Source organism: Roseibium sp. Sym1, from assembly GCF_027359675.1.
Taxonomy (GTDB): Bacteria; Pseudomonadota; Alphaproteobacteria; order Rhizobiales; family Stappiaceae; genus Roseibium.
Genome location: NZ_CP114786.1, coordinates 5,366,222 through 5,390,074, shown reverse-complemented (window position 1 = coordinate 5,390,074; position 23,853 = coordinate 5,366,222). Strand labels below are relative to the sequence as shown.

At 59.6% G+C, this 23,853-nt stretch carries 20 protein-coding genes; 15 read left to right on the top strand and 5 right to left on the bottom strand.

What is annotated here, in order from left to right; translation table 11 throughout:
• Nucleotides 1-97: 97 nt before the first annotated feature.
• Nucleotides 98-1,057, bottom strand: a complete 960-nt coding sequence (locus O6760_RS25040; protein WP_269582372.1) for a cation diffusion facilitator family transporter — start codon at nucleotides 1,055-1,057, stop codon at nucleotides 98-100.
• A 243-nt stretch (nucleotides 1,058-1,300) separates the two neighbouring features.
• Here O6760_RS25040 and speB point away from each other — a divergent pair, with 243 nt between their 5' ends.
• Both speB and O6760_RS25030 read left to right on the top strand, forming a co-directional pair.
• Nucleotides 1,301-2,263, top strand: a complete 963-nt coding sequence (gene speB, locus O6760_RS25035) for an agmatinase (protein ID WP_269582371.1) — start codon at nucleotides 1,301-1,303, stop codon at nucleotides 2,261-2,263.
• A gap of 17 nt (nucleotides 2,264-2,280) precedes the next feature.
• Nucleotides 2,281-2,916, top strand: a complete 636-nt coding sequence (locus tag O6760_RS25030) for a hypothetical protein (protein WP_269582370.1) — start codon at nucleotides 2,281-2,283, stop codon at nucleotides 2,914-2,916.
• 31 nt (nucleotides 2,917-2,947) lie between these two features.
• On the opposite strand, the gene O6760_RS25025 is transcribed toward O6760_RS25030, so the two are convergent.
• Nucleotides 2,948-3,565 carry a DUF6653 family protein gene (locus tag O6760_RS25025; RefSeq protein ID WP_269582369.1) on the bottom strand — a complete coding sequence of 206 codons (618 nt, stop codon included), beginning with the start codon at nucleotides 3,563-3,565 and terminating at the stop codon, nucleotides 2,948-2,950.
• A gap of 321 nt (nucleotides 3,566-3,886) precedes the next feature.
• On the opposite strand from O6760_RS25025, the gene O6760_RS25020 reads away from it, so the two are divergent.
• Nucleotides 3,887-6,208, top strand: coding sequence for a putative bifunctional diguanylate cyclase/phosphodiesterase (locus O6760_RS25020; protein WP_269582368.1), 2,322 nt, complete (start codon nucleotides 3,887-3,889; stop codon nucleotides 6,206-6,208).
• A gap of 73 nt (nucleotides 6,209-6,281) precedes the next feature.
• Here the strand turns inward: O6760_RS25020 and O6760_RS25015 are convergent, their stop codons facing one another.
• Complete coding sequence (locus tag O6760_RS25015; protein ID WP_269582367.1) at nucleotides 6,282-8,087, bottom strand: PHA/PHB synthase family protein; 1,806 nt, start codon at nucleotides 8,085-8,087, stop codon at nucleotides 6,282-6,284.
• A gap of 148 nt (nucleotides 8,088-8,235) precedes the next feature.
• Between O6760_RS25015 and O6760_RS25010 the strand changes: the two genes are divergently transcribed.
• From O6760_RS25010 to O6760_RS24955, 12 genes are all read left to right on the top strand, one after another.
• Nucleotides 8,236-8,574: a hypothetical protein gene (locus tag O6760_RS25010; protein WP_269582366.1), complete on the top strand. Its 339-nt coding sequence runs from the start codon at nucleotides 8,236-8,238 to the stop codon at nucleotides 8,572-8,574.
• 159 nt (nucleotides 8,575-8,733) lie between these two features.
• Nucleotides 8,734-9,969 (top strand): GGDEF domain-containing protein, encoded by a 1,236-nt coding sequence (locus O6760_RS25005; protein ID WP_269582365.1) that lies wholly within the window; start codon nucleotides 8,734-8,736, stop codon nucleotides 9,967-9,969.
• Nucleotides 9,970-10,235: 266 nt separating this feature from the next.
• Nucleotides 10,236-11,444: an LL-diaminopimelate aminotransferase gene (locus O6760_RS25000; RefSeq protein WP_269582364.1), complete on the top strand. Its 1,209-nt coding sequence runs from the start codon at nucleotides 10,236-10,238 to the stop codon at nucleotides 11,442-11,444.
• A 207-nt stretch (nucleotides 11,445-11,651) separates the two neighbouring features.
• Nucleotides 11,652-12,974, top strand: a complete 1,323-nt coding sequence (locus O6760_RS24995) for a homoserine dehydrogenase (protein ID WP_269582363.1) — start codon at nucleotides 11,652-11,654, stop codon at nucleotides 12,972-12,974.
• A gap of 49 nt (nucleotides 12,975-13,023) precedes the next feature.
• Complete coding sequence (gene glpX / locus O6760_RS24990) at nucleotides 13,024-14,019, top strand: class II fructose-bisphosphatase (protein ID WP_269582362.1); 996 nt, start codon at nucleotides 13,024-13,026, stop codon at nucleotides 14,017-14,019.
• 11 nt (nucleotides 14,020-14,030) lie between these two features.
• A complete protein-coding gene (gene recJ, locus O6760_RS24985; RefSeq protein WP_269582361.1) occupies nucleotides 14,031-15,848 on the top strand; it encodes a single-stranded-DNA-specific exonuclease RecJ in 1,818 nt (605 codons plus the stop codon).
• A gap of 99 nt (nucleotides 15,849-15,947) precedes the next feature.
• Nucleotides 15,948-16,139: a hypothetical protein gene (locus O6760_RS24980; protein WP_269582360.1), complete on the top strand. Its 192-nt coding sequence runs from the start codon at nucleotides 15,948-15,950 to the stop codon at nucleotides 16,137-16,139.
• Nucleotides 16,140-16,224: 85 nt separating this feature from the next.
• Nucleotides 16,225-17,115 carry a nitrilase-related carbon-nitrogen hydrolase gene (locus O6760_RS24975; RefSeq protein WP_269582359.1) on the top strand — a complete coding sequence of 297 codons (891 nt, stop codon included), beginning with the start codon at nucleotides 16,225-16,227 and terminating at the stop codon, nucleotides 17,113-17,115.
• Between the two features lie 114 nt (nucleotides 17,116-17,229).
• Entirely contained in the window at nucleotides 17,230-17,715 is a 486-nt protein-coding gene (locus O6760_RS24970; RefSeq protein WP_269582358.1) for an NUDIX hydrolase, read from the top strand.
• A gap of 144 nt (nucleotides 17,716-17,859) precedes the next feature.
• Complete coding sequence (locus O6760_RS24965) at nucleotides 17,860-19,368, top strand: inorganic phosphate transporter (protein ID WP_269582357.1); 1,509 nt, start codon at nucleotides 17,860-17,862, stop codon at nucleotides 19,366-19,368.
• 186 nt (nucleotides 19,369-19,554) lie between these two features.
• Entirely contained in the window at nucleotides 19,555-19,980 is a 426-nt protein-coding gene (locus O6760_RS24960) for an NUDIX hydrolase (RefSeq protein WP_269582356.1), read from the top strand.
• 120 nt (nucleotides 19,981-20,100) lie between these two features.
• Complete coding sequence (locus O6760_RS24955; protein ID WP_269582355.1) at nucleotides 20,101-21,594, top strand: inorganic phosphate transporter; 1,494 nt, start codon at nucleotides 20,101-20,103, stop codon at nucleotides 21,592-21,594.
• A 10-nt stretch (nucleotides 21,595-21,604) separates the two neighbouring features.
• On the opposite strand, the gene O6760_RS24950 is transcribed toward O6760_RS24955, so the two are convergent.
• Entirely contained in the window at nucleotides 21,605-22,330 is a 726-nt protein-coding gene (locus O6760_RS24950) for an endonuclease/exonuclease/phosphatase family protein (RefSeq protein ID WP_269582354.1), read from the bottom strand.
• 72 nt (nucleotides 22,331-22,402) lie between these two features.
• Nucleotides 22,403-23,764, bottom strand: a complete 1,362-nt coding sequence (locus O6760_RS24945) for an HD-GYP domain-containing protein (protein WP_269582353.1) — start codon at nucleotides 23,762-23,764, stop codon at nucleotides 22,403-22,405.
• Nucleotides 23,765-23,853: the final 89 nt, after the last annotated feature.

Below are 23,853 nucleotides of genomic sequence, written 5' to 3'. Positions count from 1 at the left end.
TAACCTAGCGTAAACCGAGGGAAAATACAATCAGGGGAGGGGTGGGTTTTCAAACTCTAGCAAAGGTTGTGAAGCCCGTTGTGCCGTCCCGATCCCTTTATCGGGAAGGACCCGAAAAGGAGCCGATTTCAATGGTGACATGACCGATGCCGTGCGCATCCCGCATGCGTTGACGCATCCGTTCCAGAACCAGGTCGGGGGCTCCCTCCGACGCGACAACGGCGTGCATGGTCGCATTGACCTTGCCTTCCGCAAGAGACCACAAGTGTATGTGGTAAATATCCGACAGGTCGGGCACCTCCGCCAGAAGGTCGGCCTTCAGCGTGTCGCGATCAATGCCGACGGGTGCCCCCTCAAGGAGAATATGAGCGGATTGGCGGAGGACCGAAATCGCGGAGCGAACGATCAAAAGGGCGACAAAAACCGACAGGATAGGGTCGATCGGATACCAGCCGGTCAGGTAAATCACGACTGCGGCCATGATCGCGGCAACCGAACCGAGCAGATCCCCGAGGACATGTAGAATGGCGGATCGCATGTTGAGCGAGCCGTCGCCCCCGCGCTGCAGGACGAAAAAGGCCGCGATATTCACCAGAAGCCCCAGTACCGCGATTACGAACATCGGTCCGGCAAGAACAGTTTCCGGTTCGATGAACCGGCCGACGGCTTCCACGCATATCCAGGCTGTGACGACCAGCAGAAAAATCGCGTTGGCAAAGGCAATCAGAACCGGAAGACGATCCCTGCCGTAGGTGAGGCGGTTGTCCGCCGGCTTTTTCGATTGCTGGAAGGCCCACCAGGCAAGCCCGAGCGAAGCGGCGTCGGTGACCATGTGGACCGCGTCCGCCATCAGTGCCAGCGATCCTGACAGCCAGCCGCCGATGAGTTCGGCAAACATGAAACCGGCAATCAGAAGACCTGCCCACGCAACAGCGCGGGCGTTCCGGTCCGTCACTTCGGGGGCATGATCGTGCCCGTGGCCATGATCGTGCCCATGATCGTGCCCATGATCGTGCCCGTGTCCGGAACCGTGGTCGTGATGGGCGTGGTCTTGCATGGACTGGTTCCTGCCGGTCGAACGGTGTGTGCGGGATAATGCCGGATTCTTGGCAAGCGTAGCAAGCGACAGGAGGATCCGGCGATCCGATTGCAAACGAACAGGGCCCAGACGTTCTTCGGAATTTGACTTCCCGACCTGGAAGTTGAGAGACGGCGGTTCGTTCCCAAAATAGCCAGCGACAATTCCTGCGGGCATGATATTCGTCAGTCTTGAAGCCCATACGAGTTGAGGGACAGAGCCATGTCATCCGAATTGCCGCGCCCGACCGACAACGCCTTTCTGGGACAGGATATCAAGGGGGGCTCGCACGAACCCACATACGCGGGAGCGCTGTCCTTCATGCGCCGCCGCTACAGCCGCAACCTGTCCGGAGTTGATCTGGCGGTTCTGGGCATTCCTTTCGATGCCTCGGTGTCGAACCGGCCCGGAGCACGCTTCGGCCCACAGGGAGTGCGCAGGGCGTCAGCCATTTTCGATGGCGATCCCCAATATCCCTTTCACATGGATCCGTTCGAAACGCTGGCCTGTGTCGACTACGGCGATTGTGTCTTCGATTACGGCCGCAACGCGGATATTCCAGGTCACATCGAGGCGCAGGCTGCAGAGATTCTGGATGCGGACACGCATCTCTTTTCCATCGGCGGCGATCATTTCGTCACATATCCGTTGCTCAAGGCACATGTCGCCAAATACGGGCCACTCGGTCTTGTCCAGTTCGATGCGCATCAGGACACTTGGCCGGACGAGGGAGACCGGATCGACCATGGCACGTTTACCGGACGGGCGGTTCGTGAAGGATTGATCGATCCCGAAAGGTCGATTCAGATTGGTATACGAACACATGCTCCGGAAACATGCGGCGTTGAAATCGTCTTCGGCCACGAGATGGACGAACTCGGAATTGGGGGGACGATCGAGCGGATCAAGGCGCGGGTAGGTGCCGGCCGCGCCTATATGACATTTGATATCGACTGTCTGGATCCGGCCTTCGCGCCAGGCACCGGCACACCGGTCTCCGGAGGCCTGTCGTCGCGCGAGGCCCTGTCCATATTGCGCGGTCTCGGGTCGATCGATTTTGTCGGCGGCGATGTGGTCGAAGTGGCGCCGGCCTACGATCATGCCGACATCACGTCGATAGCCGGGGCAAGTGTCGCGTTGACCTATATCGGACTGCTCGCGGAAAGGCGGAGCCAGACGGTTTGACCGGTGGAGAACCGGACATGAGCGCTCCATTCAGTCTTCGATTTGCCAGGACACCGGGCAGCATGCCGCTGCAAGATGGCGTGAGCCGGCAATTCAGACTGTTCCCCGATGGGGCGCCGTCCGGAGAGGACCCTGAAGCGACCTTCGATCTTGATCAGCCGCAAATTCGCGGCGTCACGCGGGTCCGATGCCGGTCAGGTGAACTCCTGGAACTTATCTGCCGGAAGAAAACCGGGGCAGGTCGCTGGGAGCTCCTGACGGATGCAGGGTTCAGCCTGGCAGAGGTGACGGGTCATGGTGCCCTGTCACAGGGATGGAGACTTTCAATCACCGGATCAGCGGGAACGTTCGAACTCGTAAATCCCGAGAGTTTCGGCCAGCAAGTGATCCGGACCATGTTGGACGGCCAGACAGAGGGACTTGTCCTGACACAAAAAGGAGAGGCCGTCGGAAGTCTGGTCAAGCGGTACCGCTCTTCCGGCGGAGGTCTCCTCTCTGGCCTGAAGCGCTTTGTTCAGGGCAGGGATTGGGTGCTCGACATGCGTCAAGTGTCTGAAGTCCCGGAGAGCATGGCCGGTCCGCGTGGCCGCGTCATTCTGGCCGCATTCGCTCTTGTCGCTTTGGTAAATCTCGATTTGAGCGCACCGGACTGACTTGGCCTCGTTCGCGCGACGGGCAGCCGGTTTAGGCAGACTTCTTGTTCGTGTGCGTTGGATGTGTCGCCGCCGCGGAGTTGTCGTTGACCGCTGCCTTCGACCAGAACCGGTAAAGCGGATACTTGTCCTTCATCACCCGGTACAGGTGGATCAGTTTGACGAAACAGGCAAATTGCGCGCTGTACGCGACCGCAAGCCCGGTTGCCGACAGCAAAGGCAGGGTGGCCAGCCCACCCCACAGGGCCACCAGAACGCCCGACCAGAACACCATGTAAAGGGTGGTCAAACGGTAGTTCAGTCCCTGTGGCACGGGGATGACCATCCGGTTCAGCCAGATCTTTTCACCGAAGCCCACCTGACGTGCCCAGTTGAACCGCACAATATTCATGCCGGGGAACTTCGGGGCCAGAACCAGCAAGATCAGGGCGACCAGGCAAAGGAGCCCGGCGAATGCGCCCCCCAACCAGACTTTCGACCACAAACCGAGCGACAAAACCGCGGGCGCGAGCACTTTGGACAGGACGGCCGTTGCCGATGCCGGTTTGCCGGTTTGGGCGTATTTCAACAGGGACGGCGTTTGCGCGCCGGACGCGGCATGATTGCCTGTCCTTGAGATCTGCAGTCTGTGAGGTTGTGAACTTTGCATATGTCAGGGCCGGATTTCCGTCGTTTCCCGATCATACCCGGTCAGCAGGACCCTTGGCAATCAGCTTTCTATGGAGTGATTGGTCGAGAATCGATATTAGTGACAGTAATTTCGGCGGAATATGAAAGTAAAATATTGTAAAAAATAACTATAGGAAATTATTGCATCGGAGTTGCCAATAATCGATATCACGTTGTTCGGGGGCAGGCATGTTCGAATGGATTTATTTTGTCTTCGAAGGGTGAATTCATTGTTTCTTTAATGAAAATCGGTGAAAATCATTACATGCCTGACTGAGGTGATGTCAAAATGGGCTGAAGAATGGTCGCGAAAAAAAGCCAGGATTACGAAGATGTCAGTGGCAACAACGAATTCGCGTTCCTGGCGGCGGAACTCGACCGGCTGAATCGCCTTGAAACGCTTTCGGAGACTGTGCAGCTCAATTTGAACGGCGAATGGCTTCGCAAACTGCTCAATGAGGTTTCCGATTATATCTATGTGAAGGACCGCAGCTCCCGGTTTGTAATGGCGAACCGTCAGGTGGCCATCGATATTGGACTCGACGACGCCTCGGAGCTGATCGGCAAGACGGATCTCGAATTGCATCCCCGTGAAACGGCCGAAAAATTCTTCGCCGCTGAACAGGAGATCATGGCTTCGAACATTCCGCGGATCGACTTCGAGGAGCCATCCATTCTGGCGAACGGCAAACGCAAGTGGTTTGCGTCCTCCAAGTTTCCCGTCAGCAACAATGCGGGCGAAGTGGTCGGGATTGTCGGTCTGTCGCGCGACATAACCGATCGCAAGCGTGGCGATCTGTTGCAGCAGGGGCAAAACAAGGTGCTCCAGCAGATCGCCACCGGCCGTCCACTTGACCAGGTTCTCGAAACCCTTGTTGTAACGATCGAAAACCAGCTCGACGGCGTGTTCGGTTCGGTGATGTTTGTCGACGACAGCGGGACCAAGCTCCTGGCCGGGGCCGCGCCGAATTTGCACGAGGATTATGTGGCCTTGACCGACGGCATAGACATCGGTCCAAAAAGCGGGTCTTGCGGCACCGCCATTTACAGGCGTGAAAGTGTCATTGTCGAAGATATCATGAAGGATCCGCTGTGGGAGGATTATCGCGACCTCATTGAGCCCTTCGGATTGCGGTCCTGCTGGTCCGTTCCCTTCTTCGGAAAGGGCAGTGAAATTCTCGGCACGTTCGGTCTTTATACAAAGAAGATGCGCAGCCCGACAGATCATGAGCTGAAACTCGCCCTGGAGGCGGCGCGTCTGGCAGCCGTTGCGGTCGAACGGGACAGGGACGAACGCAAGATCCGCTATCTTGCCAATCATGACGTCCTGACCGGTCTTCCAAACCGGCAGGAATTCAAAGCAAAACTCGAGGAAAAGGTCGCGGAGTGCCGGAACTCCGGCAAAACGGTCGCGGTTGTCTTTGTCGATCTCGACAATTTCAAGTTCGTCAATGACAGTTTCGGTCATGCCATCGGCGACCAGGTGCTGATGATTGTTGCGGAGCGGATCAAGGAGGTGCATGACGGCGCACACCAGGCCATCCGGTTCGGCGGTGACGAATTTGTCCTGATCGTCGAAGGCGCTGCCGCCCAGAAGCCTGAGCTCAAGGGTTTCATGAACCGGCTGAAGGAAGAAGTCACCAAAACCATCCAGATCGGTGACCTGTCCTTTCACGTCACGTGCAGCATCGGCGCTGCCTGTTTCCCGAGCGATGCGGAAAATGCGGCCCAGTTGCTCAGAAATGCCGACAAGGCCATGTTCGCTGCCAAGGCGTCCGGCAGAAACGGCTTTCAAATCTATGAGCCGACCCGTCCCGAACGCTCCATCAACAAGTTGACCCTCCTGGAGGAAATGCGGACCGGCATCGAAAACAACGACTTCTTCCTGGAATACCAGCCGCAATACAATCTCGTCAGCGGCCGCATCATTGGCGCCGAAGCCCTGGTAAGATGGCAACATCCGGTGTTGGGCAGGTTGATGCCGGGTGAATTCATTGGACTGGCTGAGGAAAGCGGCCTGATCGTGCCCCTGGGCCGCTGGGTCATGAAAGAAGCGTGCCGTCAGAACAGGGAATGGCAGAACGCGGGACTGATGCCGATCACAGTCGGGGTCAATGTTTCCGCCCGCCAGTTCAGCGACGCCGGTCTGGTGACCGATGTGCGCGCCGCGCTCGAGGAAAGCGGTTTGCCGGCGAGCTATCTGGAGCTGGAACTCACAGAAAGTCTTCTGATCCAGAATGCCGATCAGGCGGTTGAGCTGATGGACGATTTCCGGCGCATCGGGCTGAAACTGGCCATAGACGATTTCGGCATCGGTTATTCAAGCCTCGTGGCGCTGAAGAGTTTTCCTCTGACCAGGCTGAAAATCGACCGGAGCTTCATACGCGATCTCGACTATGACGAGAACGACCGCAGCATTGCCAGGGCGATCGTCTCGCTGGGGCGGGAACTCGGGCTATGTGTCGTTGCCGAAGGTGTCGAGACCGCCAAGCAGCAGGCCTTCCTGGCCAGTTGCCGCTGTGAGGTGGTTCAGGGATACCATTTTGGCCGCCCCATGAGCGCCGGCAAGTTCGGCAGGCTGCTCGGCATGACACTGACACCTCTGGACGCGCATTTCGGCTGAGCAGCAGCTTCCGGCGCGGCGAGATGGAGTGCCTCGGGCCGGATCGTCTCCGCAAGGCAGGCGTGTCCTGTCGTTACACCTTCGTCATGACATAGGATCCCGGTGCATCCTCCAGGATTTTCATCCGGTTGGCTCCCGGTTTGCGCGCCTTGGCAGTGGTGGCGTCGTGGGAACGGATCCACTCATCCCAGTAGGGCCACCAGGACCCCGGGTGCTCCTCGGCGTTCTTGAGCCAGTTTTCCAGAAGGCCCTTGGGCTCCGGACCGGTCCAGTACTGGTACTTGTTCTTCGCCGGTGGATTGACGACACCGGCAATGTGGCCGGACCCTGCAAGAACATAGTCGACCGGTCCGCCAAAGCACCCCGAGCCGAGGAAGACCGATTTCGGAGGTGCAATATGGTCCTCGCGCGTGGCCAGGTTGAAGATCGGGATCGTGACCTTGGACAGGTCCAGCCGCTCACCGGCAATTTCCATTTCGCCCTTGGACAGCTTGTTGTCCAGGTAGCAGTTGCGCAGATAGAAGGAATGGTTGGCCGCCGGCATGCGCGTGGAATCGGAATTCCAGTAGAGCAGGTCGAACGGGAACGGTTCCTGGCCTTTCAGGTAATTGTTGACCACATAGGACCAGATCAGGTCATTGGAGCGCAGCATGTTGAAGGCAGACGACATTTTCGAGCCGTCCAGGTAGCCCTGCTCGGCCATGCGCTTTTCCAGGAGTGAAATCTGTTCCTCGTCGACGAACACCTTCAGGTCGCCGGCGAAGGTGAAGTCCACCTGCGTGGTGAAGAAGGTCGCCGTCTTGATCCGCTCGTCACCGATTTTTGCCATATAGGCGAGGGTGACGGCCAGGAGCGTGCCACCGACGCAATAGCCGATGGCATTCACCTCGGACTGGCGCGTGGCCTTCTTGATGACGTCAAGCGTATGGAGGATGCCTTCCTTCATATAGTGTTCGAAGCTCTTCTGGGCCTGGCGCTCGTCCGGATTGACCCAGGAGATGACGAACACGGTATGTCCCTGATCGACGGCCCACTTGATGTAGGATTTGTCCGGGTTCAGGTCCAAGATGTAGAACTTGTTGATCCAGGGCGGCACGATCAACAGCGGGCGTTTCAGCACCTCTTCCGTCGTGGGTGAATACTGGATGACCTGGCAGACGTCATTTTGGGCGATCACCTTGCCGGGCGTGTTGCCGAGATTTTCACCAAGCTTGAATTTCGATGGGTCCGTCTGCCGGATCTTCAGGTCGCCCTTGCCCGATTTCAGGTCCTCCACAAGGTGCTGCATGCCTTTGACGAGGTTTTCACCGTTGCTTTCCATCGTCAGGCGAAGAAGTTCCGGATTGGTCAACACGAAATTGGAGGGCGACACCGCGTTGGCGATCTGGGTAACGTAAAATTCGGCCTTGTGGCGCGTATGTTCATCAAGCCCCTGGGCGTCATGGACCATATCCTCGGCCCATTTGCTGGTGATCAGATAGAGCTGCTTGATAAAATCGAAGAACTGGTTGTCTTCCCAGTCCGGGTCGGCAAACCGGCGGTCTTTCGGCGGTGTCTCCACTGCCGGTTCCGACGGCTCGCCCATCATTCGTTTCAGGGACGAATTCCACAGGTCGATATATCCGTTCCAAAGCCGTGACTGAGCCTCGATGGCACGTTGCGGATCGGATGTCCAATATTCGCCGACCTGCGCCAGCGTCTTGACCACACCCGTCAATTCATCCGTTGAATCCGTCTTGATCTTGCCCTGCTCGCGCGGCTCGATATAGGCGGCCATCGCCTTGCCGGCCTGCTCGATCGTCTTGGCCAGATTCTGGGCAAAGGCTTCGGGATTGTTGATAATGTACTGCAACATGGGATGCTGGCGGTCATCAGCCATAGGCAGGGGTTCCCTCCGGTTTATTGCTGACCCGTTCGGCCCTTTGAAGGCCAGAGAGCCTTTGTCCATTCAATCGCGTATCTTGTTATATTTTCGCTGATATTGTGAACTATCAGCTATTTATGACACAAGGTTCGGGATCCGTCGATTGGATTTCGGTGCATGTTCGGCTCACTGGCTAGAGTACGTTTGTGACAAAGAGATGGACGCCGGGGAGGTGGTTGAGGAGGAGTTTGTGACGAAAAATCAGAAGGCCGGGACTGTCATGGCCTTGGGCGCATTGCTGCTGTTCGCGACCGGCTGCGCCGTGGGGCCGGGGACCCCGCTCATCGATGCCTTGAAGACCAATCCGGGGCAGGGCAGCACAAATGTTCCACCGCCAAAAGGATATGGCCCTCCCGTCGGTGTCGGCCAGTCTTCGGGGCTGATCAACCCGAATGATCGGGAAGCCACGGAGGCGTATCTGGAATCACTGGCGGCGCGGTGAAACGTGCATTTCCGGAGATTCGTGAACGGAGAATCGCGGTCACGAATCTCCGGTCGCAAGCTATTCCGGTGCATGCGCATTTTTACGAAGTGGTCAAATAAGCATTCTTTTACGACTGCAGGCTAGGCTAGCGGCGATAATCCAAGGCTTTTCCTTAAGATGAAGCTCGACACGCCGACATTGTTCACCTGCCTGATGATTGCCGAATTCGCCGGCAGCGTGATCCTGTTTCTGTTCTATCTGTTCTGGCCATCAAGGAATGCGGACAGCCGGCGCAGTCTGGCCATGTGGTCCCTGGGCATGTTCCTGGCGGCCTGCGGAACGGTGCTGATTGCCATGCGCGGGACCATCCCGGATGCCTTCAGCATCATTGCAGCCAATTTTCTGATTCTCCTGGGGACGGGGTTGCGCCGAAGCGGGTTCGCTGTCTTCCTGGGTTTGCGCGGCCATTTCTGGATCTTTGCGTTTGTCGCGACCGGTTGGCTCGCCATGTGTCTGTTTCCCGCCTTCATGGACAGTTTCCTGATGCGCACCAACTATGTGCAAGGCACGCTGATCGTCAGCGGCCTGTGGGTGGTCGGCATGGCGTTCCTGGAAAACAGGGACAGGCTGTATTCGGTTCGCCTGCTGGGTCTGACAACCTTGCTCGAATGCGCGGGCTTCATCTGGTTTACCCTGAACCAGAACATTCTGCTCTTTCCCTCGTTCCTGTCGGCCTTCCCGGAAGGATTCACGATCGTTTTCCTGGTCACCTTGCTGTTCTCGATGATCATGACCATCGTTCTGCCGGCCTCCATGGTCATAGAGCGTTCCATGTTGCGGTTCCGGGAAAAGGCGTCGCTGGATGACCTGACCGGACTGTCCAACAGGCGGGCATTCCTGAATGCGGCCGAGGACTGGGGTGCGCAGAACCGGGAGGACAGCTCGACCTGCAGCCTGCTCCTGTTCGACATGGACGAGTTCAAGGAAGTCAACGAAAAGTACAGCCAGGAGATGGGAGACGTGCTCCTGCAACTGTTTGCCCGTATCCTGAAGGACACGCTCGCCGAAACCGCGATCTGCGGACATGTCGGCGGTACCAAATTTGCCGTGTTCCTGCCTGAAACGGACAAGGAGCTTGCACTCCTGACGGCCCAGCGTCTTTGCCGCCGGTTTGCGCTTGGCTGCCATGAAGCTTCCGCGGGCAAGCTCGTGGTCACCATCAGCGTGGGTGTCGTCACCGCCGGTGTTGCGACCCGCCTGACCAAGATCATGGAAACCGCCGAGCGCGCTTTGGAAAAGGCCAAGAAACAGGGCAGGGCGCAAATCGTCACACTGGACCTCTCGGCCAGCGGCTCCATCAAGAAAAGTTCGAGCCCGTCCGCGTTTTCGACACTGCGCAAAAACGCCGCCTGAGACAGATCCGTCTCTACCCTTCAGCGATGCGAACAGATGTTTGCAACCGGCCGGCCCGGCAGGCCGTTCCGAACGGAGCCGAAGGCATGGATGATCGGAACCCGTGCCCGGGAGAACACCGTTCCAAAAATAGTGACAAATTTAGGCGGCATGGGCTGCAAAGACGGGTGAACATTTTTTTCCGGGCTGCTAAAAGGGCCCCGCCGCGCCGCCGTCGTCCCGATGATCGGTGCAGGTCTGATTGTTAACTCGCAAGGATTCGCGCCATGGAGGAATTCCACAAGATCAAGCGGCTGCCGCCGTATGTGTTCGAACAGGTCAACCGCTTGAAGGCGAAGGCGCGAGCGGACGGAGCGGACATCATCGATCTTGGAATGGGCAATCCCGACCTGCCGACCCCGCAGCACATCGTCAACAAGCTGACCGAGGTGGTTCAGGACCCGCGCACCCACCGCTACTCGGCTTCCAAGGGGATCCAGGGACTGCGCAAGGCACAGGCCGCCTATTATGGCCGGCGCTTCGGCGTCAAGCTCGACCCCGACAGCCAGGTGATCGCGACGCTGGGTTCCAAGGAAGGCTTTGCCAATATGGCGCAGGCAATTTCCGCCCCAGGTGACGTGATCTTGAGCCCGAACCCGAGCTATCCGATCCACACGTTCGGGTTCCTGATGGCCGGCGCCTCGATACGCAACATTCCGGCCGAGCCGGGACCGTCCTTTTTCGATGCGCTGGAGCGGGCCGTCATCCACTCGGTGCCCAAACCCATTGCCATCATCCTGTGTTACCCGGCGAACCCGACCGCCTATTGCGCGGATCTCGACTTCTACAAGGATGTCGTGGCGTTTGCGCGCAAGCACAACATTTTCATACTGTCCGACCTTGCCTATTCGGAAATCTACTTTGACGAAGCCGCGCCACCGCCTTCGGTACTGCAGGTTCCGGGCGCCATGGACGTCACGGTTGAATTCACCTCGTTGTCCAAGACCTTTTCCATGCCCGGCTGGCGCATGGGCTTCGCCGTTGGCAACGAGCGGCTGATCAGTGCCCTGGCACGGGTCAAATCCTATCTGGACTACGGTGCTTTCACCCCCATACAGGTCGCGGCGGCCGCTGCGCTCAATGGGCCTGAAGACTGTATCCGCGAGACCCGCGAAACCTACAAGCGGCGGCGGGATGTCGTGGTCGAGAGCTTCGGCCGCGCGGGCTGGCATATTCCGGCGCCCCAGGCCAGCATGTTCTGCTGGGCTCCGATCCCGGAAAAATTCCGTTCTCTCGGCAGTCTGGAATATTCCAAGCTGCTTCTCGAGCGCGCGGAAGTGGCGGTCGCGCCCGGCATCGGTTTCGGTGAACATGGCGATGAATACGTGCGTATCGGACTGGTCGAAAACGAGCAGCGGCTCCGCCAGGCGGCGAGAAATATCCGCCGCTTCCTTGAAACCGCGGATCAAAAGCTGCACAACGTCATCCCGCTCTAAGGTTTTTGGGGACTTCGGACTTGCCATTGTCTGGTTGGAATGCACTCCCGTTCAGGAAGAGAGCGTGCCGGAGGAGGAAGGCCCTTTCTCCGGTCGCTGTCTTGCCAGGGAGACGTTTCGCCATGGCAGCCAGGTCAGTGCACCACCGGGTCCTGATGCCTTTGCACACCTCGATCTCTTGTTGATTAGAACTGGACTTTTTTCCGCATGGCTGAAGCACTGAAAGTAGGCGTCGCCGGTCTTGGCACCGTGGGGGCCGCCGTTGTACAGCTCCTGTCCAAACATGGTGGGCAGATTGCCCGCAAATCCGGCCGGGCCGTGGCGGTTACTGCGGTGAGTGCAAGAGACAGGACCAGGGACCGGGGCATCGATGTGTCGGGTTTCGACTGGTTCACCGATCCCGTCGAAATGGCGGAAAAGGCCGATATCGATATATTCGTCGAACTGATTGGCGGCGACAACGGTCCCGCCGAGGACAGCGTGCGCGCTGCACTCAAGCGCGGCGTGCACGTCGTGACCGCGAACAAGGCGCTCTTGGCCAGGCACGGCGTGGATCTGGCGGGCCTTGCCGAAGCCAACAGTGCCTGTCTGAACTACGAGGCGGCCGTTGCCGGTGGTATTCCGATCGTCAAGACGCTGCGCGAATCCATGGCAGGCAATGACATCAGCCGCGTCTATGGCATCCTGAACGGCACCTGCAACTACATCCTGACGCGCATGGAGGCCGACGGCATCAGCTTTAAGGACTGTCTCGCCGATGCTCAGCGCCTCGGATATGCCGAAGCAGATCCGACCTTCGACATCGAAGGCAACGATACCGCTCACAAGCTTGCCATCCTGACCAGTCTGGCGTTCGGCACGAAGATCGCCGACGACGATATCTACATGGAAGGGATCACGTCGATCACGACCGCCGACATCCAGGCAGCGGACGATCTCGGATTTCGTATCAAGCTTCTGGGAGTTGCGCAGCGCACGGAAACCGGCATCGAACAAAGGGTTCATCCGACGATGGTGCCCAAGACGTCGGCAATCGCCCGTATTGATGGTGTGCTGAATGCCGTCGCGGTCGATGGTGATTATGTCGGAGAAATCGTTCTGGTGGGACCGGGGGCCGGCGGAAACGCGACGGCGTCTTCGGTCGTCGCGGACATTGCCGATATAGCGCGCGGGGATGAAACCCCGGTGCTGGGCATGCCGGCTGCGGACCTGAAGGACTACAATCGCGCGCGGATGCGCATGCATGAAGGTGGTTATTACATCCGGCTGTCGGTCTATGACCGGCCGGGTGCGTTTGCCGAGATCGCCCGGTGCATGGGGGAAGCCGGAATCTCGCTCGAGTCGATCGTCCAGAAACGGCACGCCAGGGACGACATGCCGGCGAGTTTTGATGCGGACATGCCTCAGCCTGTCATCTTGATCACGTATGAAACGACCGAAGTCGCGATCAAGGAGGCTCTGGACGTCGTCATGTCCAAGGGTGTACTGGCGGAGCAGCCGCAGATGATCCGGATCGAAAAACTGAATTGACAAGTAAGGGCCCGACCAGGCGTCTTGCGGGGAGAGACTGGAGATGTTGATGTCCAATACTGAAAATCAGCCGTCGAGCGGACTGGACCGTATTCTGACACTTGAGCTGGCCCGTGTCAGCGAAAGGGCAGCCGTATCGGCGGCCCGTCTGCGGGGCCATGGCGATGAGATGGCTGCTGACCAGGCAGCGGTGGACGCGATGCGGCGGGAGCTGAACCGGCTGCCGATCGACGGCACGGTCGTTATCGGCGAGGGGGAACGTGACGAGGCTCCGATGTTGTACATCGGCGAGAATGTCGGCACCAAAAAAGGGCCGAAGGTGGACATCGCTCTCGACCCGCTGGAAGGAACCACCATCTGCGCCAAGAACCTGCCGAACTCCCTGGCCGTGATCGCGCTCGCACCCGAAGGGGATTTGCTGAACGCGCCGGACAGCTACATGGACAAGATCGCGATTGGCCCGGGCTATCCTGCCGGCCTGATCGATCTGGATGCCCCGATCGCCGACAATATCGCGGCTGTGGCCAAGGAAAAGGGCGTCAGGGTGGATGAAGTGACCGCCTGTGTCCTGGACCGTCCGCGCCACGCCCGTCTGATCGAGGATATCCGTGCAACGGGTGCAGCAATACGCCTGATCGGCGACGGCGATGTCGCGGGCGTCATTCACACCACGGATTCGGACGAAACCGGCATCGATATCTATGCAGGTATCGGCGGTGCGCCGGAAGGGGTTCTGGCGGCGGCGGCGCTGCGCTGCATCGGCGGCCAGATGCAGTCCCGGCTGGTGATCACCCGCGACGAACAGGTTGAACGCGCTCACCGAATGGGCATCGACGACATCAAGAAGAAATACACGCTTGAGGACATGGCAGGCCCGGACGTGCTGTTCGCCGCCACGGGCGTCACCGACGGCAACTTCCTGCAAGGGGTCCGTTTCGGACGCCACCACATCACCACGCACACGGTGGTCATGCGATCCTCCACCGGTACGGTGCGTTACATCAAGGCCCAGCACACGGATCTTGAGAAATTTCATCTGGATTGAGCCGGGACGGAATGCTGGGAAATTCCGAGGAGGAAGACCGGCGGCTCGTTCTCGGAGTCGCCCGGTCGGCAAATGACAACGCCTGGCGCGAGCGCCTGACAGCCGCTGATGCGCGCGCTGCCATGGCGATTTCCCAGACCCATGGTCTGCCCGACGTGCTCGCACGGGTCATGGCGGCGCGCGGCGTTCTGCCGGAGCTGGCGCCAGCCTTTCTGGAGCCGTCTCTCAAGGCGCTGATGCCCGATCCGTCCACGCTGGTTGACATGGATGCTGCGGTTGAACGCGTTGCCGACGCGGTTGAGGCGCGCAAGAAGATCGCGATCTTCGGTGACTATGACGTCGACGGTGCGACCTCTTCGGCAATCCTTGCCAAGTACCTGCAGTGGCTGGGTCTCGATCCGGTGATCCATATCCCCGACCGGATCATCGAAGGCTATGGCCCCAACGGACCGGCCATAGAAGCCCTGCAGCAGGAAGGTGCCGAACTTCTGGTGACGCTGGATTGCGGCAGCACCTCCTTCGAAGCCTTTGAAACCGCGCAGCGCCTGTCACTTGACGTTGTGGTTATTGACCATCACCAGGTCGGGGAAACCGTTCCGGAGGTCGTGGCATTGGTCAACCCGAACCGGCAGGATGACCTGTCCGGCCAGGGACACCTGGCCGCGGTCGGCGTCACCTTCCTGTTTCTGGTCGGTTTGAACCGTGAATTGCGCCGGCGCGGGGCCTTTCAGTCCGGTCAGCAACCGGACCTGATGGCGCTGCTCGACCTCGTTGCGCTTGGCACGGTCTGCGACGTCGTTCCGCTTCGGGGACTGAACAGGGCCTATGTCACGCGTGGCCTGTCGGTGATGCACCAGCGCCGCAATTATGGATTGACCGCCCTGGCGGATGCGGCTCGCGTCAGCGGAAAACCTGCGCCCTATCACCTTGGTTTTCTCGTCGGGCCCAGGATCAATGCCGGCGGCCGCATCGGGGATGCGGCGCTCGGCGCGCGCCTTTTGACCACCGAAGATCCGCACGAGGCGCGGGGCATTGCGGAGCGCCTCGACCAGCTCAACAGTGAACGCCAAGCCATGGAAGCAGTCATGCTGGAAGAGGCCGGCGCCGAGGCGGTCCTGGCAATAGAGGCCAGGGACCCGGCGGTTCTCCTGACCGGGTCTGAAGACTGGCACCCGGGCATCGTCGGACTGATTGCCTCCCGGCTGAAGGACGCGCATCGCCGGCCGGCCTTCGCGATCGCCTTTGACGCGTCAGGAAAGGGAACAGGGTCCGGACGCTCCATCCCGGGGGTGGATCTTGGCCGGGTCGTCCGCAAGGCGGTGGACGAAGGGCTTCTCGAAAAAGGCGGCGGGCATGCCATGGCTGCCGGCCTGACCGTTCGCCGGGAAAAGAGCGCGGATCTGGAGGCGTTTTTCAACGACGAACTGAAAGAGGACGTTGCGACGGCCTCCGCCCATCGGGAACTCAAGATTGACGCTGCATTGACCGCGACCGGAGCAACCCTCGATCTTTTGGAGCTGCTGGAAAAAGCCGGTCCGTATGGGGCCGGGCACGCCGAGCCGGTCTTTGCCTTTCCGGCCCACCGGATCTCCTTCGCCGACGTGGTCGGCAAGGGGCATGTGCGCGCGACCATCGCCGCCGGTGACGGAACCGGCCTGAAAGGCATCTGTTTCAAGGCGGATGACAAGCCGCACGGAAAAATGCTGCTGGAGGGGCGAGGACGCAACCTCCATGTCGCCGGGTCGCTGTCGATCGATACCTGGCAGGGGACACCCAAGGTGCAATTGCGTATTCTCGATGTCGCCGATCCTCAGAAAACCCGCCTGTGATGCGTGCCTGTGATGCGTGTTTGGTAAACGGGCCGTTAACCCTCCGCTAAGGGTCTATGCCTATGGTCAGGTTCCGCGAAGGAATCGTGAGGAACAGGCATGCACGCTCAGAACGAGCTCTCGCCCTATTTTGCCGAGATCGACCGGCGTACCGACAGGGCACTGAAAGGTATCCGTGAAGTGAGGCGATCCGCCAAGCTCAAGGCGTTGCCAAGGGAACCCAGGGCTGCGTTCGTGGGAACCGGCTTTCTGGTCGCGCTCGCTGCTTTTGTCGGCCTGTTTCTGGATTGATCTCCGATATCGAATTTGTGGCTTGAACTGATCAGAGCCCGGCCGTTATGTCTTGCGCCTCACTTTCCGGGAGGCGCAGGAATTCATGACCGACTACCCACTCGCACTCTGGTCCTTCAATCTTGGCCGCGCGCCCGGATCTGTTGCCGAATTTGCTGCTCAGATCGAGGAGGGCGTGTGCCGTGCCCGCGACGCCGGAGCCAAGCTTCTTCTGCTTCCGGAATACCTCATCGAGTGCTGCCTGGCGTTCAAGCCGGAAGGGTTGCGACCGGACCAGGAGATGTCGTTTCTTGCGGATGTGGGTACCTCGCTGATTCCGTTGCTGGCGTCTTTGCCGGAAAAACACGGTGTATCGCTGCTCGTGGGTACCATGCCGGTAAAGACGGCAAAGGGCATTACCAATACCGCGGTTCTGCTGACACGTGACGGGCGGGAGATCCGTCAGGACAAGCTCAGCCTGACCCCGTTCGAACAGGACCCGGATGTCTGGCACCTGACCCCCGGTGACGCGCTCAATGTATTCGAACTCGACGGGCTGAAAATGTCGGTCCTGATCTGCCTGGACGTGGAAATGCCCGCGCTCAGCAGCCTGCTGGCGCGCCGGGAAATCGATCTTCTTCTGGTGCCTTCGATGACGGAAAAACTGTCCGGATATCACCGGGTGTTCGGTTGCGCCAAGGCACGGGCGGTGGAGCTCATGTGCGCCGTTGCCGTCTGCGGTGTCGTTGGAACATCCAAGGGCACCACGCAAAACGATTCGAATGTTTCGGGCGCGGCTCTTTACCTGCCTTGCGAGGAGGAGTTCGGGTTTGTCGGCATTGCGGGAGAGATTGCGCCGACGGATGGGACGAATGGTGAGGAACCGTTCTTGCTTGCTTCCGTGCCTTTCCGCCAACTAGCTGATCTTAAATCAGGAAAAGCCGAGGTCTGGCCAGGAGCCTGGACCGCGGATCATGTCAGGGTCGTTGCCGGATAGCGAAGGCCAGGGAGAAAGTTAGGCGGACAGCAATGCGCACAGTGTGCACATTTTGCTTTACGGCACTACAAGAACCCTCTATACAGCGCTCATCCGAAAACAGGTGGTCTGGAGATGAGTGTCGCTAAGGCAATAGCAACGCAGGAAGCATCGTGGCTGCACGGGTTGAGTGGCTTGTTCGTCAAGCCTGCCCGTCTGCAGATCGCGGCGCTGTGCTTTCGCTCCGGCGACAGCGAACCTGAGGTGCTCCTTGTCTCGACGCGCGAATCCGGGCGAATGATCCTGCCCAAAGGCTGGCCTGAAAAGGACAGGCCTGCCTGTGAGACAGCGATCATCGAAGCCTGTGAGGAGGCCGGGGTCACCGGCAAGGTTGATCCCCGTCCCATCGGAAGTTTCAGATCCTTCAAGGGGTTGTCCGACGGACTTCGGATCAGGACAAAGGTACTTGTCTTCAAGATACGATTTGAAAAGCAGCTGAAGGATTTCCCCGAGAAGGGCCAGCGGGATCTCGTTTGGCTGCCGCTCTCGGAAGCGATCGACGCCGTTGACGAACCGTCCTTGAGGCGGTTCCTGCGCAAGCACCGGTCCAGCATCACCTGAGTATCCGGGAAAGACCGGGAAGGAAATTCATCGGTGACGCACCGGTGTCTCCTTTCCATGTGATCATGGGTAATGCGATGAACCGCGCGCCCGGAACGAAATGCTTGTGTGCATCGAAGAGGCGATAGAGTTGAGGTTGACCGCTTGCTGACGAACAGGGACCTGAAGCCGAAGGCCCTCGACAAGGATCTCGACAAGTTCGGGTTTTTGGGTGATGCCGCAGAGGCCATGGGGCGCCGCCTGACCGGCGTGGGCCTTGCCGTGATTTTCCTGGGCCTGTGTGTGACCGTCGCAGCGTTGCAGGTTGTCTCCACCGACCATACGGACGTGTTCGTTCTGGTGGCCGCCAGTGCGATCGGCGGCTACATGGCCCTGAATATCGGCGCAAACGATGTTGCCAACAATGTCAGTCCCGCGGTCGGCGCCAGGGTGATCAGCCTGACAGGCGCGCTCATCCTGGCCGCGATCTGCGAGAGCGCGGGGGCTCTGCTGGCCGGCGGAAGCGTCGTGACAACGGTGTCCAGCCAGATCCTCAGTCCCTCGGATGTCGAGCACAATTTCGTCTTCATCCAGGCCATGCTGACGGCCATGGCCGCGGCCGCGCTCTGGATCAATTTCGCGACCGTTATCGGCGCGCCTGTATCGACGACCCATTCGATCATCGGCGGCGTTGTGGGAGCGGGCATTGCGGCAAGCGGGTTCGCGGCGATCAACTGGACCACCGTTTCGGCCATTGCGGCGTCCTGGGTGTTTTCCCCGGTCCTTGGCGGTCTGATCGGGGCAGCGCTGATGGCATTCATCAATGCACGTGTCGTCTATTCGGGAAACCGGATCAAGGCGGCGCGTTTCTGGCTGCCGGTGCTGCTCGGGCTCATGGGAGCGATCTTCACGGCATTCATGCTCCTGAAAACCTCCAATCGCCTTTTCACCGTGCCTGACTGGCTGTCGCCCGCACTTTCCGCGCTCGTCGGCATCCTGATCTGGTCGGTCTACCGCCGGATCGTACACGTCCAGAGCGACAGGATGGAGGACAGTGCACGCGCCTTGAGAAACCTGTTTGCAGTGCCGTTGATGGTGACGGCAGGACTTTTGTCCTTTGCCCATGGCGCCAACGACGTCGCCAATGCCATTGGACCTCTGGCTGCGATCGTTCTCAGCCTTTCAAACGACTTTCCAGACCTGATCTTCTGGTATCTCGGTGCTCTCAATCCCGAGGTTCCATTGTGGGTGAGCGCCGTTGGCGCCTTTGGCATATCGGCCGGCCTGCTGTTGTTCGGACGACGGTTGATCACGGTGGTCGGCAAGAAAATCACCAAGCTGAACCCGGTCCGTGCCTTTTGCATCACGCTTGCGACCGCGGCCACAGTCCTGGCTGCCTCCGCCTTCGGCTTGCCCGTCTCCTCGACGCATATCGCGGTTGGAGCCCTGTTCGGGGTCGGGTTTTACCGGGAGTGGTACCGAAACCGCTACGTTGCGGAGGATGGTGTTGTCAAACCGCGCAAGATGCTCAAGAACAGGGAAGAGCGCAGGCGCCGACTCCTCGTGCGTCGCGCCAACCTGTTGACGATTGTTGCCGCCTGGGCAGTCACCGTTCCGGCAGCCGCCCTTCTCGCCGCAGGGCTTTTTCACCTTCTCGACCTGCTGATTTCATGATCCGCGTTGCCGGATGGCGAGCGTGAGGCCTTGCGCCGGCAAACGGAGAGCACTAAGTGCACTTCTATCGCCATGTGTCAGCTGCTATCATTGGCAATTGAATCGAACGACCGCAGAAAGAACTTAATGACGTATACGTATCCAGGTTCCGACTTCAGACCGACGTTCCTCCAAAGCGTTGTTGCGATGTTTCGCAGGCCCGCGAGGCTGCAGATCGCTGCTCTTTGCCACCGGAGGCGTCACGGCAAGCTGGAAGTCCTCCTGGTCACGTCCAAGTCGACCCAAAGGTGGATCCTGCCGAAAGGGTGGCCGATCCTGTCCCACAGGGCACATCGTACGGCGGCCATAGAGGCCTACGAGGAGGCGGGAGTGGTCGGCAAGGCCCACAAGAAGCCTTTTGCCAGCTTTTCTTCCCACAAGGGCGGGGAGGCCGGTTTGAAAATACGAACGGAAAACCTCGTATTCCTTGTCGAGGTTGAAGACACCCTGAAGGATTTCCCTGATTCTGGGGAACGGGACGTCCGGTGGGTTTCCATCAAGGAAGCTGTCAGAATTTCGAATGACGACGGCCTTGTGGACGTGTTGCGCAAGCTGGAAACCTTGCACGGCTAAGAAAAATCCGCGTTCTTGCGTGGTTTTGGTTGACCTTTTCCAACGATTGTTTAAGGCAGGCGCCGTACGAGACCGCCTGGGCTGCCGACGGGCCGCCGGGAAGCCGCGAACTGGATTGTCATGCCCAACTTGAAAAAGCCGACACTCGACAAGGATCTGGACAAGTTCAGCTATATGGAGGAGGCGGCGGGGTCTCTCGGGCGCGGTCTGATCGCGCCGGGCATAGCGCTTGTCTTCATTGTCCTATGCGCTCTGGCCGCTGGGGCTTCCATGTCGGGGGCGCCGGGCGCGGTCGTCATCGTCGCGGCGGCTGCGATCGGGGCCTACATGGCGCTGAATATCGGCGCCAACGATGTTGCCAACAATGTCGGGCCGGCTGTCGGATCGCGCGCCATGACGCTGCTGACGGCGCTGATCATTGCCGCCGTCTTCGAAAGTGCAGGGGCACTGATCGCAGGCGGTGATGTTGTCGGCACGATATCCAAGGGGATCATCAGCCCGGATTCCATCTCCAGTTCGTCTGTCTTCATGGCGGCCATGATGGCAGCCCTGGTCTCTTCCGCGCTGTGGATCAACCTGGCAACCTGGATCGGGGCACCGGTCTCCACAACCCACTCCATCGTCGGTGGCGTCATGGGGGCGGGCATTGCCGCGGCGGGATTCACCGCGGTCAACTGGGTGACCATGGGCAGCATTGCCGCGAGCTGGGTCATTTCGCCCTTTCTCGGCGGTCTGATCGCGGCTGCCTTCCTCGCCTTCATCAAGTCCTTCATCATTTACCAGGACGACAAGATTGCGGCGGCACGCAAGTGGGTTCCGGTTCTTATCGGTGTCATGGCCGGCGCCTTCGCCAGCTATCTCGCGCTGAAAGGTCTCAAGAAGATCATCAAGATCGACTTGCCGCTCTCGCTGCTCCTTGGCAGTCTCGTTGGCTTGGCCGTCTGGCTCCTGGTGCGGCCCCTCATTCGCCGGCAGGCTGAAGGGCTTGAAAACCGGAACCAGTCACTTCGCACCCTGTTTTCCGTTCCACTGGTGTGTTCAGCGGCCCTGTTGTCCTTTGCCCATGGCGCGAATGACGTGGCCAATGCCGTGGGGCCGCTCGCCGCCATTGTGCATACCGCGGAACTGGGAGAGGTGGCCGCCAAGGTCAGCATTCCGCTTTGGGTCATGGCGGTCGGCGCATTCGGCATTTCGTTCGGGCTGTTGCTGTTCGGCCCCAAGCTTATCAACATGGTTGGCCAGCAGATCACCAAGCTGAACCCGATGCGCGCCTATTGCGTGTCCCTGTCCGCGGCCATCACGGTCATCATTGCGTCCGGTTTGGGACTGCCCGTCAGTTCCACCCATATTGCGGTCGGTGCGGTGTTCGGTGTGGGGTTCTTCAGGGAGTGGTACACGGAGCGTTCCAAGCGCCGTCTTGACTACGTCAACAAGCACCAGAGCGCGGGCAATCAGCAGGTTCGGCCCGTCCGCAACCGGGAAGAACAGGCACGCAGGCACCTTGTGCGCCGGGCGCATTTCATGACCATCATCGCGGCCTGGATCATAACGGTTCCGGCAGCGGCACTGCTCTCGGGCGCGCTCTATTTCGTGATGATCAAGCTGATCGGCTGACCGGACCCGGTCAATCGTGCCGGGCCGCCAGGTGTCCGGCGGGTTCCAGTGTCAGATGCGCCCAGACCGGCAGATGGTCCGAAGCGACACGCGCGGTCTTGGATTTGTGGACACCGGCCTGTTCCACGGTGAATTCCGGGCTGGTGATGATGCGGTCAAGGCTGCCGACAGGCAGGGGGCTTGGAAAGCTCCGTCCCGGCGTGGTGACTTCGTAGCGCTGTTCAAACAGCTTGATGCTGCCGGCCGTGTCACGCCATTCGTTGAGATCGCCGATCAGGACGGTGGGCAGGTAGTCGAGATGCTCGTGCAACTGGTGCATCAGCGACGTGATCTGCTTCTTGCGGAAATGGCTGACCAGGCTGAGATGCATCGCGGCAACCCGGATTTTCTCCCCACCGACCTTCAGGTCCGCGGCGACCGCGCCACGCGGTTCGAGCTTCGGCAGGTCGATCCGGCGATGGTCGAGGATCTCGATGGCGCTGCGCACCAGAATGGCGTTGCCGTGCCAGCCGAGGCTTCTTTCGCTGGTGCCGAAGGGCACCGGACGGTAGTCGGTCTCGGCCAGGATGCTGTCGGGGTCCAGCGTGCTTTCGCGCGGTCCGAAACGCTTGTCTGCTTCCTGAAGGGCCAGGATATCGCAGTCGAGTTCCCGGATGACCTTGAGGGTCCTGTCCGGACGGCGGCGTGCATCGACGCCGATTGCCTTTTGTATGTTGTAGGATCCGATTTTGAGCATGGAAGATAATTGGCGTGCGAACGGTACTGGATGCAAGAAGAACCGGGTTTGAAAACCCGAAATGCGGCCTATTTAGGCAGCCTTGATCTGGTCCATGCGCTCGGTTGCGCGTTTCAGGGCTTCAAAACACGTCTTGTCGAGCGCCGGTCCGACGTCTCCCTCCATGATCCCGAGGGCCTTTTGCAGCGGCATCGGCCCGCGATAGGGGCGTTCCGCGGTCAGGGCGTCGAAAATGTCCGCTGTCGTCACGATCCTGGTTTCCATCGAGATCCGGCTGGCCGTCAGTCCGTCCGGATAGCCGCGGCCATCGAGTTTTTCATGATGACCGCGGGCGATCGGTGACAGGTCCTTGAAGGTTTCTATCCGGGACAGGATTTCGTCCGAATAGACCGGGTGCATGCGGATCTGTTCCCATTCCTGATCGTCCAGCTTTCCCGGCTTGTCCAGGACCGAATTGCTGACACCGAGCTTGCCGATGTCATGCAGCAGCGCAGCGCGTTTCAGAAGCTGGCGGTCGCGGGCGCCGTAGCCCAGTTCCTCTGCGATCATATCCGTATAAAGGGTGACCCTTTCACTGTGTCCGGCGGTGAAAGGGCTCTTGCTGTCGATCACGAGCGCAAATCCGTGCGCGATGTCGTCCAGCTGGTCCTCGCCTGCAAAGCGGACATTCTGGGCCGGTTCGAGGCCATAGACGATCGAGTCGATCCCGTCCGATTTCAGGGTGGCCCAGAAGCCCGGGTCGCGGGCAACGCTTTCAGCTGCGTCCACAAGAACGGGATCGAACCAGCCACCGGCGCGTTCACGCAGCTCGCGCAGGGCGCTTTCCGGTCCCGAATTGATCTGGAAGACATCCATGACCTGGGCGAGCAGGGCGATCTGGGAGAACAGCGGGATGCTCTTGCCAACAAGTCCGTGCGGGCGCCCCTGGCCGTCCCAGTGTTCATCCAGGCTGTAGATGCCGTCGATGACGAGATCGGAGAAATGCATCTGCCGTGCGATGTCGGCACCGCGCTGGCACCTCGTCTCGATCATCTCGCTGGCGATGTCGCCGCCATTCTGCAGGATATTGACAATGGCGCGAACACGTTCCGCAAAGCCGTGTTTCAGGCCGGTATGGCCAAGCACGAAACGCAGTGCAGCCGGCAGGCTGTCGCTGATGGTCTTGTAGTCGTGCTTGAAGGTCAGATCGTCGGTCAGGTAGAGCTCGCAGATCCGGGCGGCATTGCTGGAGCAGCCCAGGTCTTTCAGAAGCAGCGTGTAGTAGAGGTCGCTCAGCTGGGCCTCGGTAAGACCGACCTGGCGGCCGACATGTATGCCGATCCAGCAGCTGCGCACACAATGGCCGCGCGGTTGGCCCTCGGTGATGTCGAGCGCGTGGCTGAGAGCGCCGAGAAGTTCCGCCAACCGAAGCTGTTTCGCGACGTGACCGGACATGAAGCAATCCTTGCAGAGCAAAATGGTCCGCAAGGATTGCAGGGCTTCGTTAAGATCGTGTGTTCCCGATCGGGGTATCGGTCAAGACG